Genomic DNA, 18,817 nt, shown 5'->3' with positions numbered 1-18,817 from the left:
TGCCAGTGATTTTATTGTTTCATTTCTAATATTTTTTTGTCATTATCATCACGATATAAGTCGAAAATTCTTTGTTCATAATATGTACTATTAATTCCATTTTTATTTCTTTGAAACCATTCTATAAAGTTTTCATCTAAATGTAATTCATCAATATATAGTTTTTCTTGATTTTGAGCACCACATAATCTCCAAACAAAAGAAGAATATCTAAACAAATTCAAAAGTTGATCGTACCTTTTTTGTTTTGACCAGTACTCCCATGCTAAAAAATGACACTTGTTTAATAGGTTTTGAAGTCGCTGGTAGAATGAATAGGTATATGAAACATTTAGTCCTAATAAATCAGAATATGTAATCTCATTAATATTTTTTGAGCCTAAAACAATTTCAGCTTTTGCAGCCCAAGCTCTTACTTTTGTGTAAATGTCATTTTTTGATTCAACAATAATTTTATCAAGAAGCTTAATATTACTTTCATCATTGTTCATTCTGCAAATTTCCAATATTATATTAGCTTTAAGAGTATTAAATCCTAATTTTTCAGCCTTATTTTTCATTGAATTTAATTTTCGAATTTTTTCAGTTTCATCTTCAATAAATTTTGCTATAACATATTCTGCTGAGAGATATACTGAACTATTTTTATTTTTCTCATTCGTTTTAATTTGGTTGGCATAATCTATAGCTTCATCCTTTTTATCTGAAGAATCATAAGCAAATGCAATACTTAATCTTATGTCATTTCTATCACTTTTGCTTAAAGAATTATTTTCGTCATCACATATTGATTTTAAGATTGTTATAGACTTATCGTAAAAGGAAGTCATACGAAGATTTTGTCCTAACTTTTTTGTTAAAAAAGTTCTAGTATCCTCAAAATCATCAATTATAACATCTTTTATAAGTAATAAAGTTTCTTCAATTAGTGAAATAGCATCTTTATATGCTCCATTTACAGAAAAATGTTCAATTAGAGAAATAGAAATACGTGTCATTCGTTTTATCTCAGTTTCTTTTTTGTTTTCTATGCCATGAGATAGAATAAATCTAATTGCAATTTGAAGATTCTGATAGACCATTAAATCCAATTCAGCATCTTTTGGTTGAATCAATTTTATATTATTTCTCCAATTGTTGCCTAAATATAAATCACAAGCTAATTTATATATATCCAATTTTTCTTCTTCATCAATTAAAGAACTGACATAATCTCTAATTATTCTTGGTACTTTAATAATTTTAATTATTTCACTATCATTTTGTTGGTTGTCAAAAATTGAATTTACTTGTAAAGTTTCAATTAATTTGTTTTTTAATAAGTATGAAATATCCTCTTGATGGAATGGTTTTGTTGAATCAAATCTTTTAATACGATCAAATGTTTCTCCGTTATGTAATAGTGATAATATTGATAGTAGAAAGAATTTACGATTACTCTGTTTGTTATCATTTGTTTGTAAAAATCTGATTTCGTTTTTTATAGCTTTTGCCAAAATGTTATTAACTTCATTAGCCGAAGAAGTTTCTAATTCCATATCACCTAAATCTGATAATGGACGGAATTTCAATTGCTCAATAACTTTATCAACATATAGCGGAATACCACTTGACAATCTATGGATTTTTTCAAAATCTAAAGAAGTAAAAGTACTATGTAATTCTTGTGAGTTCTCAACAAATTGCTTAACAGCAGGAACGTCTAATGGAAATAGGTCAATACTGTTGAAAAACTTATCATCAGGTTTAAATGAAGAAATTATTACGATTTTCAAGTTTGAACTAAAATCAAATATTGTCTTAATGAACTCTTTTAACTTAACAGATTCATTTATTAAGGCATCATTTAGTTTATTGAAAACTATTAATGGTCTATCAAGTGTATTTATTATATCTAAAAATTCTGTAATGTTTTGAGAAAAAGTGTTTTTAAATGTGTTAATTAAATCATCAAGCGTGTTTGCTTCTTCACAATTTAAACTAAAACAATTGCCATGATTTATATTTGAATCACTTAAAATTGAACCAATAAATTCATCTTCACCAAGTCCAAATTTAGTTACTAGCCAACAATACTTTTGAGAATTAAATTTATCTATAGCTAACATTCTTTCATGCAATCGTATACTCAAATGTGATGGGATAGTTTTGTATATACTACGAACTAAACCTTTATCAGTTATATTTTTCTTGTCAAAAAGATTCCCCCCTTTTTTTTCAATGCTTTTAAATGTTGCATCGTCATGATCTTTAGTTTTAATTTCAAGTTCATTAAATGATTCTTTTAGAACCTCAAAATATGAAAGTGTAGTTTTATCTAGATTGAATTCATCATTTTGAATGATTTTAAGAACATTCGATTGCGTTCTATGAGATATTCTTGGCCAAATTGTTTTAGAAATCTTTCCAGCGTCAATGTTATAATAACCTGCATTATAACCATGAATTCTAATAAGGCTCGACTTATCATTATAATACTCCAGACCAAATAATGAAGGAGCAATGGATATCCTATTTGTAGAATAACCATTTAAAGACCTGTGTGTACATGCAGGTTCATGCATGTGACCACATAAATGGTCTAAGTAACTATCCTTACAGTAAATTTCATTATGGAATTCTTCTTTCGAGTTAGGTTCAAACCATGCAGAATGATGATGTGTTAGCAAAATTGATAAATCATTTGATTTTAACCATTCAAAATATTTATCCTTAAATAGAAAATAGATTTGCTTGTTATAAACACCAAGTTTTCCTTTAGCGTCTCCACCATAAAGCTGTAAAAAAGATGTGTTCAATCCAACAACTCCTAATTTTGAATTATTTTTAATTATTGTAGTATAAAAATCGCCAGGTAAAAATCCCATACAAATATTTTCTGGCTTCTTTATCAAAGTGTTTTCATGCCAATCAGTATAATTGGCAAATCTTTCTATAATAAAATTATGATAATCATTTGGCGCTTTCCAAAAATATTCATTTTTAATATCATCATTTATCCAATTAATAAGTACTTTATTTGTGGCATGGTTAGGATCAATTATTCTTTCTAAATCATGATTTCCTGGTACACATATCAAATATGGATTGAGGCTGTGTTTGGAAAATAATGCCCAAAGTTCTTGGAGAAAAGCTTCAAGCAGTTTGAACTCATTTTTGTGTCCTTTTTGAACTAAATCCCCCGAAAAAAATACAATGTCAAGTGAATCCAGTTTTTTTAGAATAAATTCAATATCTTCGAATAAAATGCTTTTTGTTTGAGAAATTAATCCTTTTTGATTATTGTCGCCGATATGTAAATCAGAAAAATGAAGGAAGTTTATTTTTTCCATAATAATATTTTTTTTGATTTCAAATTTGCTTTCCTATAAACTCTTTGTTTTTATTCTATTTATTTTTTTAAGTGAATGTTACAAATATGTTTGTTGAAAATAGTCATACAGATACATCAAATATTAGTGTATTATATTGTTTTCTCATTAATTTTTTCGTTTCACACCCTATAGTCGAATAAGTTTAAAATAGTAACCACGGTTTTTAAATTATTTTTATAAAAATATTATAATGTAATGATAATGAGGGAGAAAAAATTTATATTTTTTATTCTTTTATTAATTTCCCTCTTCCAACAACATCAGTTTTATTTTTTATTTCATAAATATAAATGCCCTTTGTTAAATTTTCGGTTTGCAGGTTTATATTATTAATAAAATTATGTTGCAATATTTTTCTATTTGTTATATCATATAATACAACATCAAATTGCTCATTAGATTTTGCTTTAATTGAAAGGTTGTTACAGAATGGGTTTGGAAAAATATTAAAATCACTTGTATTTTCTTTCGAAAATTCATTTATTGTTGTAGTTGTTGCACTATATTTTGCAAAGAAAATATCCCAGTTATACATTCCTAAAGATGAAACGTTTGCTGTTCCTGCTTCAGGGTCAAAGTCAACAGTGTTTCCAAAAGTACCTATTAAATAAACGTTTCCCAGACTATCAACTGTAATTCCATTTCCCTGATCATTATCTGTACCGCCCATACTTCTTGCCCAGAAATATTTTCCATCTAAATCGTATTTTGCAAAGAAAATATCACAGGTATCAGCACAAACTGCAGTTAAATTTGTGATGCCTGGTCCCGGGTCAAAGTCGGTAGTGCACTGAAAACCGCCAGTAATGTATAAGTTGCCTGGATTATCTACTTTAATACCAAAACTTTGTTTATAGTTCATTACAGCTATATTTTTTGCCCATAAATAATTTCCATTGTTATCATATTTTGCAAAGAAAATATCGGCATCAATATTTATTGCTGTAATATTAGCTGTTCCTGTACCAGGATCGAAGTCAGATGTTCCTGAAAAATAACCTGAAATATATATATTCCCAAGACTGTCAAGGTCGGCACTGTATGTAAAATCATCATATGAGCTGCCAAATCTTTTTGCCCATATGTAGTTTCCGTTGCTGCTATTGTATTTTGCAAAGAAAATATCATAATATCCATTATATGCAGGAGTAAGATTTACTGTAGATGTTCCAGGGTCGAAATCTGATGTACGTTTAAAATATCCCGAAATAATAACATTACCAGTTGGATCAATTTCTATATGTGTTCCCCAGTTATCGGAACTGGTTCCGCCAATTTTTTTTGCCCATAAATAATTTCCATTGTTATCATATTTTGCAAAGAAAACATCCTGAACAATTGGTGTTAAGCTTGCGGTTGCGCCACTTGGATCGAAATCGGTAGCAGCCCAGAAATATCCTGTAATGTACACATTGCCCAAAGCATCAACTGCAAGGCTTCTGCTCACCGAATTATCAACGCTTTTAGCCCAGATGTAGTTTCCATTGTTATCATACTTTGCAAAGAAAAGACCACCAAACCCAACTACTGTAAGATTTGCATTTGTTGGTCCCGGGTCAAAGTCTGCAGTGCCCGAAAAGCTACCGGTAACATATATATATCCAAGGTTATCAATTGAAATGCTATAACAATCTTCCTGATTTGTTCCGCCAATGCTTTTAGCCCAAATAAAATTTCCAAGATTATCGTATTTTGCAAAGAATATATCTTCTGAACCTACTGTTGAAAGATTTGCAATACCAGTTCCCGGATCAAAGTCAGTTATGTCTGAGAAGGTTCCTGCAATATAAACATTACCAAGGTGATCAACTGTAATACAATTGCCCGCATCATTAGTTGCACTTCCTACACCTTTTGCCCATTGGTAGTGTTGTGAGAAGCACATATTGCTAAGATTAGCAAAAGCGATTAACAAAATAGGAAAGATGAATTTTTTCATACCTGTGATAAATTTTATACATTGTTGTGTGTCAAATTTATAAAATTAAAATAACATAGCATAAGTTTTATTTAAATATATTGTTAAATTGTATTTATTGTTTTTGTTAGTTTGTTTGCTGCCGTGTTGCAACAGTAGCGAAGCGTATTGAGAAGTGTGGTTAAACCTAACTGCTACTTCGAGTAGCGTAGCGTATCGAGAAGTGCGGGTTATGTAGTTCTCGATAAGCTCGAACTAGCAATACGGAGGAGCGAAACTAAACCCAATTGCTTCTTCGAGTAGTGAAACGTATCGAGAAGTAAGGGTTATGTAGTTCTCGATTACACTCGAACTAGCATTTGTGAGTTAAGTAGGTAAAAACCTAGTTGCTTCTTCGAGTAGCGCAGCGTATCGAGAAGTGCGGGTTATCTCGTTTTTGTAGTTCTCGATAAACTCTCAGCCGCTCCGCCGCGGCGGAGGACTAGCAATACGGAGGATCGAAACTAAACCCAATTGCATCTTCGAGTAACGAAGTGTATCGAGAAGTAATGGTTATGTAGTAGCTGTAGTTCTCGATTACACTCGAACTAGCATTTGTGAGTTAAGTAGGTAAAAACCTAGTTGCTTCTTCGAGTAGCGTAGCGTATCGAGAAGTGCGGGTTATGTAGTTCTCAAAAACTCTCCGCCGCGGCGGACTTTCAATTTTGTATTATAGTTTATTTTTTTAGCAAGTAATTTCAACTTTTCCCAGTCTTCATTAATTAAAGCAGTTTTCTTAGCTTTAGACCATTTCTTAATTTGTTTTTCTTTTCCTAAAGCAAAGTTTATGTCATTTGTTTCTGTAAACCAGACAAGTTTAACAGGTCTTCTTTTTGCAGTATAACTGTCTGGATTTTCTCCACTAATATGTTCTAATAATCTTCTTTCAATGTCATTTGTTACACCGGTATAGTAAGTGCCATCTGAACATTCAAGAATATAAACATAATAAGTTTTCATAATGTAAAGATAAATAAAATGAATTTATTAAAAAGTGTTTGTTATTCTTGTTGTTCTCGATACACTTCGTTACTCGAACAAGCATTTGTGAGTGAGTAGAGAAGAACCAAGTTGCTTCTTCGAGTAGTGAAACGTATCGAGAAGTATGGTTTATGTAGTTTTTGTTGTTCTCGATAAACTCTCCGCCGCGGCGGACAAGCATTTAAGAGATGCATAGAAAAGAACCTAGTTGCTTCTTCGAGTAGCGCAGCGTATCGAGAAGTGAGGGTTATGTAGTTTCTGTAGTTCTCGATAAACTCGAACTAGCATCTTTTTAGGTATGCAAAATGAGATTTTGCTTCGCAAGATAATAGTTGCGGGTCGTTGCCCGCAATGACGAAAAAATAAATAACATAAAAAAACCGGACAACTTTTTAAGTCTCCGGTTTTTAAATTATTTACTGTAAAATGTTATTGTTTGATACCTAAATCTTCCAAAGTTTTATCTCTTGCCTGAGTATCTTCTAACTCGAAATCATATTTCTTTGCAAAATCTTCCTGAAATTTAATAAACACATCACATGCACTCTGATGTTTTACACCAATAATACTGTCAAGTTCAAAGCATTTAGCTCTGTCAGTTTCTGTAAATTCTTCACCTTTTCCTAATAGATCAATAATCTCGGTATATTCTTTATCGCACATTGAGCCCATTGCTTTATAATAATCTAATGCAATTCCTTTGAAATCGGTAAAATCTTTAATTCCCTCATAATCCTTTTTATCATTTACTGTGGTTAAAGCAGTGTTTATTTCTTGTTTAACTGTTTGTAAAGATGTTTTTAATGCTTCAAATTGTACTACGTCAAATGTATCAACATCATACTCATTCCAGAATTCTTTAAATGAATCGTAAGCTCTGTCGAGACTACCAGTAGAATTCATAATATACTTGTTACATTCTAATGCTTCTTCAGTAGAAGGAGCAAATTTGCATGAGAACATAAAGATACTAATTGCAATAGCTAAAATAAGACTGAGATTTTTCATATTTAAAATTTTAAGTTTTGAAAAATGATTATTAATATTTTATTTCAAAGATAATATTTATTTTTAGTTCAACTATTTTTTGTATTAATGATTTTTTATTTGCAAATAACAACGTGCAGGTTATGTATTTAAAATAAAATCAAAATGTTTTGCCGATGTTTATTTGTATCAACATGGTAACAATTAACACTAAAAAATGTTTTTTTTGTAATAAATTAAAAATATCTGAAAATATATCTAAGAAACAGGATATCTCTTTTCCTGACCATACTTTTGAAGTAGTTCGTTAACTTCTTTTTTTAGTTCAACCATTCTAATTTCTCTGTCAATAAAATATCTGTTTAACCTTTCCAGTTCTTTTGTTTGTTTAGATAAAGCAATTTCAGCTATTTTACATTCATTTATATCACGAACTACAACCATTACTTCAATTACACTTCCCTGCTCATTTTTAAAAACACAGGCATTGAATAAAACATCTGTGAATTTAATGCCTGATTGACAAATAGTAAGAGGGTAATTTGTAACAAATCCATTTTCTAATACATTTTGAAATATTTTGCTAATTTTTTCTGGTTCTGTAAAATAGTCAGAGAAAAAGGTGCCAATCAATTCTTTTCTTGATAAATTAGTAATATTTTCTGCAGCCTTATTTACATTGGTAATTATGCCATCTGTATTAATAGAAACAAATGGATCGAGAGTTGCTTCAATTAAACTGTTTGAATATACAGTTGCTATCCTCAAACTTTCTTCCATAAGCTTAAGTTTTTCTATATCATTGTCATAAAGCTCTTTTAATTGTGAATAATCATGGTTTATTTTTTTTAACTTAGTTAAAAGTTCCTCTCTGGTTATTTGCTGGTCAATCATAATTAATATTTTTTTTAAAGCTTTAAAAACAATATTGTTTTCATTTGCAGGAAATTAAATAATATTATACAACTTGATTTTGAAATTATTACAAAAAGCTTCATCATATTATATTATTATTTTGCAGCCTATAGTCGAATAAGATTAAAAAAGTAACCACAGATTTTTAAATATTTTTATTAATAATTAATAATATGCTTATAATCAGCAATGAAAAAAAAGTATTTTTTTTATGGAAGTAATCAGTTCAAATAATGTGCAATTCATAATTTATATACATAAAAAATGAATTTTGTGGGTAGGGAGTGATAAAAAAAATATTTTTCACATTATTAACTATAACCTTTTAATTGCTGTTTTTATTATGTAAGACAATTTGACAATTAAAAAAGTTGCCTGCAAAAAAATAAATAACAAATAATAAAGAAAAATAAATATTTGCAATTTATTACTAAACATTTTAGATTTTAAGTAAGCTATTTAATGTCAGTTTTGTAAGGTATAAGAAGTTTAATCCTTATTTGTTATTGTATAGGTAATGGTACTTATTATTTGTTATTAATAATGTTCCATTAAATTATAACAATATTGAAAATAAACTGGATTTTGTGTGAATTTATAAGTTGAATAATGTAAAATGAGATTACGTGTAGTGGCAAGCAATGATGAAATTAGGGGAGTAGAACAAATTCTATGCGCCACTGTCCACAAGATTTGTTGTTTCCCTGAGCATCCTTTACCGCAGTGGAGCGGCGAACTAACATCAAAATTATTAAAGAATAATTTCTTTAATAGAAATATCTAAATCGCGTTCAATAATTTTTAAATCAGCAATGTCTCTTTGATTAACCAGACATAGTGAAATTCCTTTATGCCCTGCTCTTGCGGTTCGTCCGCTTCTGTGAGTATAATATTCTATCTGATCAGGAAGAGTATAATGTACAACATATGCGAGCTCATTAACATCTATACCTCTGGCTGCAATATCTGTAGCAACGAGTATCTGAAGTTTAGTGTTTTTAAAAGCTCTCATTATTTTCTCGCGTTCTTTTTGCATCAAATCACCATGCAAAGCACAGGCATTGTATTTTTCGGAAATAAGTTTATCGGCAACAGCTTGCGTATCCATTCGCGATCTGCAAAAAACAATACCTCTGTTATTGCCTTGCTTTTTTAAAAATCTTGTTAAAACTTTAGGTTTATCATGATTTTCGCATATTACAAATTTATGATCAATACTTTTATTTATAACATCGTGCTTATGAACTTCTATTTTTACTGCACTTTGTGATAAATATTTTGCAATTATTGCTTTTATACCTTGAGGCATAGTAGCAGAAAATAACCAGGTGTGACGTTTACCGGCAGTATAACTTAATATTGTGTCAAGTTCTTTTTTAAAACCAAAACTAAGCATTTCGTCGGCTTCATCTAAAACTATTGTTTTTATTGATGAAAGGTCAATTGCTTTACGTTCTAACAAATCAACCAAACGTCCGGGAGTAGAAACAACAATATGTGTAGGTCTTTTTAATGCAACAATTTGTTCGTCAATTTTTTTTCCTCCGGTTATTGATTCCACAAATATTTTTTTGTCGGCATATTTACTAAACTTAAATAATTGCTTTGCTATTTGCTGACCTAATTCGCGTGTTGGTGCAAGTATTAAAGCCTGAATTTTGGGATTTTCAGAATAAATTGCTTGTAAAATAGGTAAACCATAAGCAGCAGTTTTGCCTGTTCCGGTTTGTGCCTGACCAATAAAATCTGTTCCTTGTTGTACTAAGAATGGTATTGCTTGTATTTGAATTGGTGTAGGCTCTGTAATATTGTTTTCTTCTAAAGCCTTTATAAATGTATCGGAGATACCTAAATCAGAGAATGTTTTCAAATTGTATATGATTAATTAAATGCAAAAGTAAGCATTTAAATAATCGTTTTTGTAAACTGTTTGTAATAAATATTTTAATTCATCATCTTGCCTTTAGTATTACATTCTTAAAGGGTATTTATTTTACATTATTTTTTTTCTTTTAAACCAGTAAAATATTAATAAAGAAATAATAATCATAAATATAACAACAAATAGGTAACCGTATTTTAATCTGAGTTCAGGCATAAAGTCGAAATTCATTCCATAAACTCCAACCAAAAAAGTTAATGGTAAAAAGAATGCCGAGAAAATAGTAAGTAATTTCATTACATCATTGTTCTTTGTTGTTGTAAAAGATAGATATGTGTTCATTAGGTTGTTAGCGTCTTCTGCAACTTCGTCATAAATCAAAATTAAACTAATAATACTATCCTTAACATCTTGCAATGCAGTTTGTGATTCTTGTGTAACTGTTATCTTATTTACTACATCTTGTGTTATTTGCAATATTTTTTTACTAATTCGTGTTTGCGATTTTTGAAAATATAAATCTTCCAGAGAAATTTTAGTGTAATCTTTTAAAAAAATAACTTTCTCAACTTCACCTATTTTAATGCTATGCCAGTTTGCAGGTTGGGTAAATGTTTGTACCATTTGATTAATAATGTATGTAAGCAGTTGTTGTGAATGCGAAAAATCCTGTTTAATCTGATCTAAAAAATCAAATTTAGCTCTGTGAATTGTTATAATTTTTTCGTCGTTATAAAAAAAAGCAATCTTATTGGTAAGTTCACTTACAGTTGAGAATTTATCTCTGTTTTTTGCAGTGTATGCTCTTAATATTATAAAACAATAGTCTAAATGTTTTTCAAATTTTGGTAAATGCCCATGCTCCAAACTATCTCTGATTTGAAATAAATCAAGTTTAAAGTCTTGTGCAATTTCTTCAAGTTGTTCTTTTTGTGGTTGAAAAATATCAATCCATTTAAACTTTTCGTATTTAATCTCTTTTACATTATTCATTTTTAAAGTTTAAATGTTGTTGTTTGTAATTAAAATTAAAACTTAAATTATTCTTCTGTTTTAAATTCATCTGCCAAATCTAACAAATCTACAGGTAAGCTCTTTTTTGCTTTAGCACCTAAACTTTTCATTTCTTCGGCTCTTTTAAGTATGTTGCCTTTTCCTTCGTGTAATTTGTTAATAGATGATTCAAGGCTTCTCTGGGCATCGTCAAGTTTCTTTTTAATCCCTAATAAATCTTCAATAAAACCAACAAGTTTATCGTATAAATCGCCACCACGTTTTGCGATTTCTAAAACATTTCTGCTTTGATATTCCTGTTTCCATAATGACTGAATTAATTTTAATGCAGCTATAAGGTTAGTTGGTCCGATAAGAAGAATTCTTTTATCATATGCAAAATTCCATATTTCAGGTTCTTTTTGTATTGCCAGCATGTAGGCAGGTTCAATTGGTAAAAACATCATAACAAAATCCAGTTGATTTTGCTTGTACAAATCCTGATAATTTTTCTGACTTAATCCGATAATATGATTTTTAATTGCAATAATATGTTCTTTCATTGCTACGTCCTGCTCCTCAATTGTGTTTGCAGAAGCATATCTTTCGTATGCAACAAGAGTAACTTTACTATCAATAATTACATTTTTATTATCAGGTAATGTTACAACAATATCTGGTTGAAAACGCTTGCCATCTTCAGTTGTAACTGATTCCTGAGCAAAGAATTCACGGTTCTCAACCAGTCCGGAGCGTTCTAAAATTGTTTTTAATATTACTTCGCCCCAGTTTCCTTGTGTTTTTACCTGACCTTTCAATGCATTAGTGAGATTTGTTGCGTCTTTACTAATTTGAAGGTTTAAGTCGGATAGTCGTTTTAATTCTTCTTTTAAAGAAAAATTTTCTCGCGATTCCTTATTATAAGTTTCTTCAACTTTCTTTTCAAAATCTTTAAGTTTTTCGCCTAATGGTTTTAAAAGTTCATCGAGTTTTTCTCGGTTTTGTTCTGTAAATTTTTTAGTTTTTTCTTCCAGTATATCGTTTGCAAGATTTCTGAATTCGATATTCATTTGTTGTCGAACAGATTCTAATTCTTTTTTCTGTTCCTCTATTTTTTGAAGCATGTTTTGCATATTAGCTTCACTTGTAGATAGTTTTGAAGTTATGGCTAATAATTGGTTGTTTTTTTCTTCAAGTTCAGCTTTGTGTGTTTTAATTTGTTGCTCAAGTATTTGAACTTTCTCATTAACAACACCATAGTTTAGTTTCGCAGTATCGCGCTCATTTTGTATTGCCTGTAGTTCAACTAAAGCAACACGTTTTTTCTTTTTTCTGATAAAAAAAGAGATAGTCCAACCTAAAAGTACGCCTACTTTTATACCTATAATTAAAATCAAAAAATCATTCATGTTGTTTCAATTAGCCTATTACTATTATCATTTACATATAAATAATAATGCTTAATAATTTTTATTCCTCAAATTTAAGTTTTTTTTATCAGGAGTATATAAAATTATTTTGTTTAATATATTTGTATATTCAATTTTGAAAATTTTAAACAATGAAAGATTACAAAAAGTACTATATAATTCATGCGCCTATAGATGAAGTATATATGGCTTTAACTAATGCTAATTCAATTACTTTATGGACTGGCGAAGAAGCCGAAATGTCAATCGAACCCGGATCTGAATTTTCACTGTGGAGTGGGAGTATAGTAGGAAAGAACATTGAATTTATTAAAAATAAGAAAATTGTTCAGCAATGGTATTTTGACGGTCAGGCTGAAGAATCTATAGTGACTATTATTCTTCATCAGGATAAAAACGGTACATCTGCTGAGTTACGACATACTAATATTCCGGATAGTGAGTATGACGATTTTGTGGAGGGTTGGGAAGAAAGTTATTTCGGTGCTTTAAAATTCTTTTTTGAAGATTAAGCCCAGCATAACTGGTTTAACTGAAAAATCTGTTACAAGCCTGCAAAAGTGCTTCTTTTTCAACAGGAATAACTCCGACTTTTTCGCAAACAAGCCCACCTGCAATATTTGAAATAGCTGCTGTATCTGTTGAGTTTAGTCCGGCTGCTTTGCATAATGTTGCAACACTTATTACTGTGTCTCCTGCACCTGATACATCAGCAACATCACGAACCTGAGTAGGTATTGTTTTATATTCTTTACCGTTACTAATAAATATTCCAAGCTCAGATAATGTTACCATAACCTCTTCAATGTTCTTATTGTTATGGAAAAGCTGAACTGCTTTAAATATTCCTTCAAAATCATTCTTTTTCAAATCTAATTTTAACCCTTCAGTTAGTTCGCGGAAATTGGGTTTAAATAATGAAATGTTTTCATAAGAAAGGAAATTTCTTTTTTTAGGATCTACGCAAACAGGAATATTTCTTAATTTGGCTTCTTTTGTAACAGCCTGAATTAATGATGGTGAGATTACTCCTTTATCATAATCTTCAAAAACTATAGCATTTATGTTTTCTTTGTTAAGAAGAAGGAATATTCTTTCTGATAATTTTTTAGTTTCTGATTCTGATATGGAAATATCAATTTCTTCGTCAACTCTTAGTAAATGCTGATTGCCGCCAATTACTCTTGTCTTTACAGTTGTTGGGCGATCATGTAATGTTATAATACCATCAATGGCAATTCCATTTTGTTCGCATAATTCATTAAAAATAATACCTTTTTCATCATTACCAATTGCAGCACAGATAACAGGTACTGCCCCAAGTGACCTTAGATTTAAAGCAACGTTTGCTGCGCCACCAAGACGGTTCTCTCTTTTAATTATGCTAACAACCGGAACAGGTGCTTCCGGAGAGATTCTTTCTACCTTACCCCACAAATAAGCGTCAATCATTACATCTCCGATAACCAAAATCCTGAAATTTGAGAATGATTGAAATAGAGCATTTAATTCAGTTGCTTTCACAATAATTATATTTTTGGCAAAGTTAAAAAAAATGAATAAAAATGTTCATTTTAAAGAAATTTGAATTATGGGATAGGATAATCTCTGTTAAATCTACCAAGTTTTTTTAGTAATGGTATAGGTTTATCTGTCTGTATAATGTCAACATTCTTTTTTAATGCTTCAATATTTTGTGCATCTGTGCTGGCTTCCCATACCATAACAAACAGGTTGTTGTCATGTGCCCTTTTTACATCTTCTTTAGTAATGCTGCTTCCAAAGCCAACGCCATAGGCACCAATAGTATTAGCCCATAAAATTGCCTGATCCATATCAGCAGTTTGTGTAACGAATAGTTTTGCAGATACATTTTGTTCCTTTAAAATCTCAAGAAATTCTACTTTGCCTTCAATAATAAGCTTGTCGGTTAAATTATATTTTGTTGCATGTTTTTTTATTGCTCTTGCAAATCTTCTCATAAATTCAGTTTTGTTTTCTACGTCAGGTATTTTGCAATCAAATGAAAAGTAATGTTGTGATGGCTGTGTAATTACTGAAAACAAATAATCTAAATTTAAAACATAAACATATCTTACAACCGAATGAAATACACAATCATCAATATCTGCCCAGTATTGGTCACATATTCTGTTTTTACATGTAGTAGTAAGATTCATTTCTTCATCATGAAAAGCAACCAATACGCTGTCTTTGGTCATCTGAACATCTATTTCAGAACCTTCTGCGCCAATTCCCATTACAGAAATTATCGATTCTTTAGAGTTTCTGGGATATTTGTAAAATGTTCCCATTCCACCATGACCTAAAACAATTACTTCACCGTTATTTAAATTATCAAGTTCAATTTTCTCGCGTTTGCATGAAATAAGAAATGCAATAGTAATTATTGAAATGATAATTATTGAAGTTGCTCGCATTATAAAGTCTTACTTATAAATAGCATAATAAATTTCATCTAAAAATTGTCCGTTTTTATAAATTGTGTTTTTGAATTTTGCTTCAAATTTAAAACCCGCTTTTTCCAGAACTTTTTGAGAAGCTAAATTTGAACCAAATGGTCTGGCAAAAATTCTGTTTATTTCGAAATTTTTAAAGCCATATTCTACAGTTTGTTTTATCGCATTTGTTATAACCCCTTTTCCCCAATGTTTCTCGGCAAGCCAATAACCCATTTCGGCATTTTTTTCGTGTATGTCTGTTTGCTGAAATACTCCAATTGCTCCACAAGCTTCGTTATCTATTACTATAGCAAAGGCTTTAGCAGGATTATAGCTTTCCTGAATTTTTATAAATTTTATCCCATCGTCACAGCTGTCTGGATTTGGAAAAGCATTAGTTAGATTATCGCTAATCTTTTTATTGTTAGCATATTTTACCAGACTGTCAATATCTGAAATTTGCCAAGGGCGAAGAATAAAACTTGTGCTTGTTTCCATTTAGTGAATATTATATTTTGTTCAAAAATAATTAATTTGACTATGCGAAAAATTAAAATCAAAGATTTTATTACTTTTGCAGTTCACTGGCCCTGTAGTTCAATGGATAGAACGGAAGTTTCCTAAACTTCAGATTCGGGTTCGATTCCCGGCGGGGCTACTACCCCAATAACTAATTACATAAATTTATATGAGAACTACACTATTATTATTTACAATTATGTTTTCTGTATTTTTTACAAAAGGTCAGCAAACAATAAATACTTGCATTCCTTATGAGAATGAAAATATTTGCCTGATTACAATTGATTCTGTAACTTTTAAAAATAGAATTACATGGGAAAACACACCAGGAGTTGGTACTGCAGGATATATTATTTATAAAGAAACAAGTTCTGATATTTATGATTCTATTGGATACAAAGGCTTTAATATGGCAAGTAAATTTATTGATTATACTTCTAGTCCTGAAGTTCATTCTGACAGATATAAAATTTGTGTTGTAGACAGTTGTGGAAACAAATCTCAAAAAAGTCCATATCATCAAACAATACATTTGCAGGTAACACAAGGTTTTCCAACTACAATAATAATATTAAACTGGACAAAGTATTTTGATGAAAGCGGAGTTTTTGTTCCTTCTAAATATTACATTTATAGAGGTACTTTACCTGATAATATGTCATTGTTAGATTCTGTTTCAGGCTCACTTAATACGTACAGTGATTTTAATGTATTTTCTAACTATTATTATGGTGTTGGATATAAAAGACAAATACCATGTCATTATAACCCTACATCAACAGAAATTATTTCTAATATCGCATTTAAAGGTATTAGTGTTTATCCAAATCCAATGAAGGAATTTACAAATATTAAATGGGATACTGAACTTGGCAATAATTGCACACTAACAGTTTTTGATGTTTCGGGAAAAATGGTATTTAATGAAAACGTTATAAATAGTTTTAATTATAGCATAAGTCGGGAAAATTTTAAAAAAGGATTTTATATAATTGAGGTTAGTGGAACAAAAACTTATAGATGTAAACTGGTTGTTGAGTAAAGCAAATTTGTACGAAAAAACATCTATCAAGAGTCCACGCTTGATATAATCAAAGTTAACATGAAAAAAATAATTTCGACTTTGTCCGATACTGCGGATACTCAATCGTGATCCTTAAAGTGGAGACTAAAATGAAAAGCAAATTTGAACTATTTTTAAAGCACACAAGAATGACTAATTAAAAAATTTTAATATATAGTATATTTAAGTGTTTGAAATATGTATGCCGATATACACAAACTATGAATAAGCAGAATTGGTCTATACATAAACTATGTGAATAAACATGAAATATTGGATTTTGATATTTGTATTATTTTTTTGTGTGCATGTATTTGGACAAACAACAAAAGACTTAATAAAAGAGTTAACAGAAAATAAATTTGTTACTGTTAATAAGAAAGATATTCCACTCGAATTAATAAAAACATTGGGTTATGACTCATATGACCAAATAGGTACAAGAAAAACACAAACAGGCTGTACTAGTGGAAAAAGAATAGTAATCAATTGGTTAGCAACAAATAATGATGGGCTATATGTTATGAGTATATCTACATGTGGAGCGTATTCAGACACAAATTACTTTATTGTTACAGGAAAAACAAAGTATAAAATCTCAATTGAAGGTTATTTTAATAATTTTAATCAATTTAAAAAAGCCTATTTGCATGTCAATTCTTAAAAATTCATAGTAATGAAAACATAACACGTAGATATAACATGCATACAAATATAACAAGAAATTAATCACATAGTCGTTTCATAATTCTTAGCTGAGAATACAAATGTCCGCCAATAATAACATTAAGCATATAAATTAAAAAAACATGACAAAAATATATTTAATTGTATTTCTTTTTATTTTGTGCATATATAGTCAAGCTCAAACTGAAAAAGTAGTTGATTGGAAGACCGATATTGAATTTCTAAAAAAGGAATTACCAATAAAGCATAAAAATTTATTTTTTTCAATGACAAAAACGGAATTTGAATCAAAGCTTGATTATATATCCTCTAACCTTTCTCAATTCAGTAATTTAGAGATAGCCATTAAAATGCAGCAAGTTATTGCTAAAATAGGTGATTCGCATACAACGATTTCTTATGGGAAATATATTAATAGTGACAAAATACTTCCATTACAATTATATTGGTTTAGTGATGGTTTATATATACTTAAAACTACAAAAGATTATGAAATACTTTTAGGTTCAAAAATCACAAAAATTAATGGAATTAATATAGGTTTAATCGTTGATAGTTTAAGTACATTGATAACAATAGATAATCAGGCAATAATAAAGAGTGATATCCCCAGTATGATACCGATTATTCAACTTTTAGAATATTTTGGATTTTCGAAAAACAACGAATTAAAAATTGAAGTAGAATCAATAACCGGAGTGTCTACAATTCATGAAATTAAACTAAGTAAAATAAATAAAAATAATATCGTAAGTTTTAAACCAGATTCAATTGCATTATGTTGGCAAAATCAGAAAGTTTTTTTCTATGACAAATATATCGAGAATGGAGCTATATATTATTTGCAATATAATAACTGCTGGAGTAGAGAGATTGAAAAAAAAACAGGCAATAAAAAAAGAGCCAAAGAATTTCCTTCTTTTGTTGAATTCGAAAAAAATGTATTTAATACTATTAAGCGTAAGCCAATAAATAAATTAATATTTGATATGCGATTTAATGGTGGAGGTAGCTCCAGACAAGGTACAGAGTTTATAAATAAGTTATCTGTAAATAAAATTCTAAATGAAAATATTAAAATATATGTAGTTATTGGTAGACAAACTTTTTCTTCGGCTATAATTAATACAATGGATTTTAAAGAGAAAACAAATGCAATTTTTGTTGGTGAAGAAACTGGTGGTAAACCAAATCATTATGGAGAAGTTAGAACTCTTGTGCTTCCATCTTCAGAATTAAAAGTAAATTATTCTACAAAATATTTTACAAGAATAAAGGATGATTTAAAAACGATAACACCTGATAAAAAAGTAGAATTTACTTTTTTAGATTTCAGCAAGGGAATTGACCCTGTATATGAATGGATAATTAAGCAATAGTATGCAAAGATTCATATAAAAAGTGAGAATAATGAAATTTGCAATAAGATTAATTCTATATTGTTAAACTTACCGTATGAAAAATTTATAGTGATTATATAACAATATTTATTAATTGTCATAAAAAGGGTAATGGAAAATTCCATTACCCTTTTTGTTTAATTATTTTGTAGTTGAATACATGA

At 29.4% G+C, this 18,817-nt stretch carries 15 protein-coding genes and 1 tRNA gene; 5 read left to right on the top strand and 11 right to left on the bottom strand.

The genetic code is table 11. The features are described from left to right. Positions 1-11: 11 nt before the first annotated feature. From HY951_09310 to rmuC, 8 genes are all read right to left on the bottom strand, one after another. Complete coding sequence (locus HY951_09310) at positions 12-3,332, bottom strand: metallophosphoesterase (GenBank protein MBI5540241.1); 3,321 nt, start codon at positions 3,330-3,332, stop codon at positions 12-14. Between the two features lie 268 nt (positions 3,333-3,600). Further along, on the bottom strand, positions 3,601-5,313 hold the full coding sequence (locus HY951_09305) for an SBBP repeat-containing protein (GenBank protein ID MBI5540240.1): 1,713 nt from the start codon (positions 5,311-5,313) through the stop codon (positions 3,601-3,603). A 639-nt stretch (positions 5,314-5,952) separates the two neighbouring features. Beyond that, positions 5,953-6,291 (bottom strand): GIY-YIG nuclease family protein, encoded by a 339-nt coding sequence (locus tag HY951_09300; protein MBI5540239.1) that lies wholly within the window; start codon positions 6,289-6,291, stop codon positions 5,953-5,955. 450 nt (positions 6,292-6,741) lie between these two features. Beyond that, a complete protein-coding gene (locus tag HY951_09295; protein ID MBI5540238.1) occupies positions 6,742-7,320 on the bottom strand; it encodes a hypothetical protein in 579 nt (192 codons plus the stop codon). A gap of 237 nt (positions 7,321-7,557) precedes the next feature. Beyond that, positions 7,558-8,193 (bottom strand): PAS domain-containing protein, encoded by a 636-nt coding sequence (locus HY951_09290; protein MBI5540237.1) that lies wholly within the window; start codon positions 8,191-8,193, stop codon positions 7,558-7,560. A gap of 772 nt (positions 8,194-8,965) precedes the next feature. Further along, positions 8,966-10,084, bottom strand: a complete 1,119-nt coding sequence (locus tag HY951_09285) for a DEAD/DEAH box helicase (protein ID MBI5540236.1) — start codon at positions 10,082-10,084, stop codon at positions 8,966-8,968. A 123-nt stretch (positions 10,085-10,207) separates the two neighbouring features. Continuing rightward, positions 10,208-11,089: a hypothetical protein gene (locus tag HY951_09280; GenBank protein MBI5540235.1), complete on the bottom strand. Its 882-nt coding sequence runs from the start codon at positions 11,087-11,089 to the stop codon at positions 10,208-10,210. 47 nt (positions 11,090-11,136) lie between these two features. Further along, the gene (rmuC, locus tag HY951_09275) at positions 11,137-12,498 is read right to left on the bottom strand and encodes a DNA recombination protein RmuC (GenBank protein ID MBI5540234.1); all 1,362 of its coding nucleotides are present in this window, start codon (positions 12,496-12,498) and stop codon (positions 11,137-11,139) included. 152 nt (positions 12,499-12,650) lie between these two features. On the opposite strand from rmuC, the gene HY951_09270 reads away from it, so the two are divergent. Then, positions 12,651-13,031 carry an SRPBCC domain-containing protein gene (locus tag HY951_09270; protein MBI5540233.1) on the top strand — a complete coding sequence of 127 codons (381 nt, stop codon included), beginning with the start codon at positions 12,651-12,653 and terminating at the stop codon, positions 13,029-13,031. A gap of 16 nt (positions 13,032-13,047) precedes the next feature. Here HY951_09270 and HY951_09265 read toward each other — a convergent pair whose 3' ends face one another. The 3 genes from HY951_09265 to HY951_09255 form a co-directional block, all read right to left on the bottom strand. Then, positions 13,048-13,971 (bottom strand): D-glycero-beta-D-manno-heptose-7-phosphate kinase, encoded by a 924-nt coding sequence (locus tag HY951_09265; GenBank protein MBI5540232.1) that lies wholly within the window; start codon positions 13,969-13,971, stop codon positions 13,048-13,050. Between the two features lie 137 nt (positions 13,972-14,108). Further along, a complete protein-coding gene (locus HY951_09260; protein MBI5540231.1) occupies positions 14,109-14,960 on the bottom strand; it encodes a hypothetical protein in 852 nt (283 codons plus the stop codon). Between the two features lie 9 nt (positions 14,961-14,969). Continuing rightward, positions 14,970-15,479, bottom strand: coding sequence for a GNAT family N-acetyltransferase (locus HY951_09255; GenBank protein MBI5540230.1), 510 nt, complete (start codon positions 15,477-15,479; stop codon positions 14,970-14,972). A gap of 88 nt (positions 15,480-15,567) precedes the next feature. Between HY951_09255 and HY951_09250 the strand changes: the two genes are divergently transcribed. From HY951_09250 to HY951_09235, 4 genes are all read left to right on the top strand, one after another. Then, positions 15,568-15,639, top strand: a tRNA-Arg gene (locus HY951_09250). Between the two features lie 30 nt (positions 15,640-15,669). Further along, positions 15,670-16,545, top strand: a complete 876-nt coding sequence (locus HY951_09245) for a T9SS type A sorting domain-containing protein (GenBank protein ID MBI5540229.1) — start codon at positions 15,670-15,672, stop codon at positions 16,543-16,545. A 286-nt stretch (positions 16,546-16,831) separates the two neighbouring features. After that, a complete protein-coding gene (locus tag HY951_09240) occupies positions 16,832-17,230 on the top strand; it encodes a hypothetical protein (GenBank protein MBI5540228.1) in 399 nt (132 codons plus the stop codon). Positions 17,231-17,375: 145 nt separating this feature from the next. Beyond that, positions 17,376-18,632 carry a hypothetical protein gene (locus HY951_09235; GenBank protein ID MBI5540227.1) on the top strand — a complete coding sequence of 419 codons (1,257 nt, stop codon included), beginning with the start codon at positions 17,376-17,378 and terminating at the stop codon, positions 18,630-18,632. The last annotated feature ends 185 nt before the right edge of the window (positions 18,633-18,817 follow it).

The organism is Bacteroidia bacterium (genome assembly GCA_016218155.1).
Taxonomy (GTDB): Bacteria; Bacteroidota; Bacteroidia; order Bacteroidales; family GWA2-32-17; genus GWA2-32-17.
This window is presented reverse-complemented; position numbering and strand designations above follow the sequence as displayed.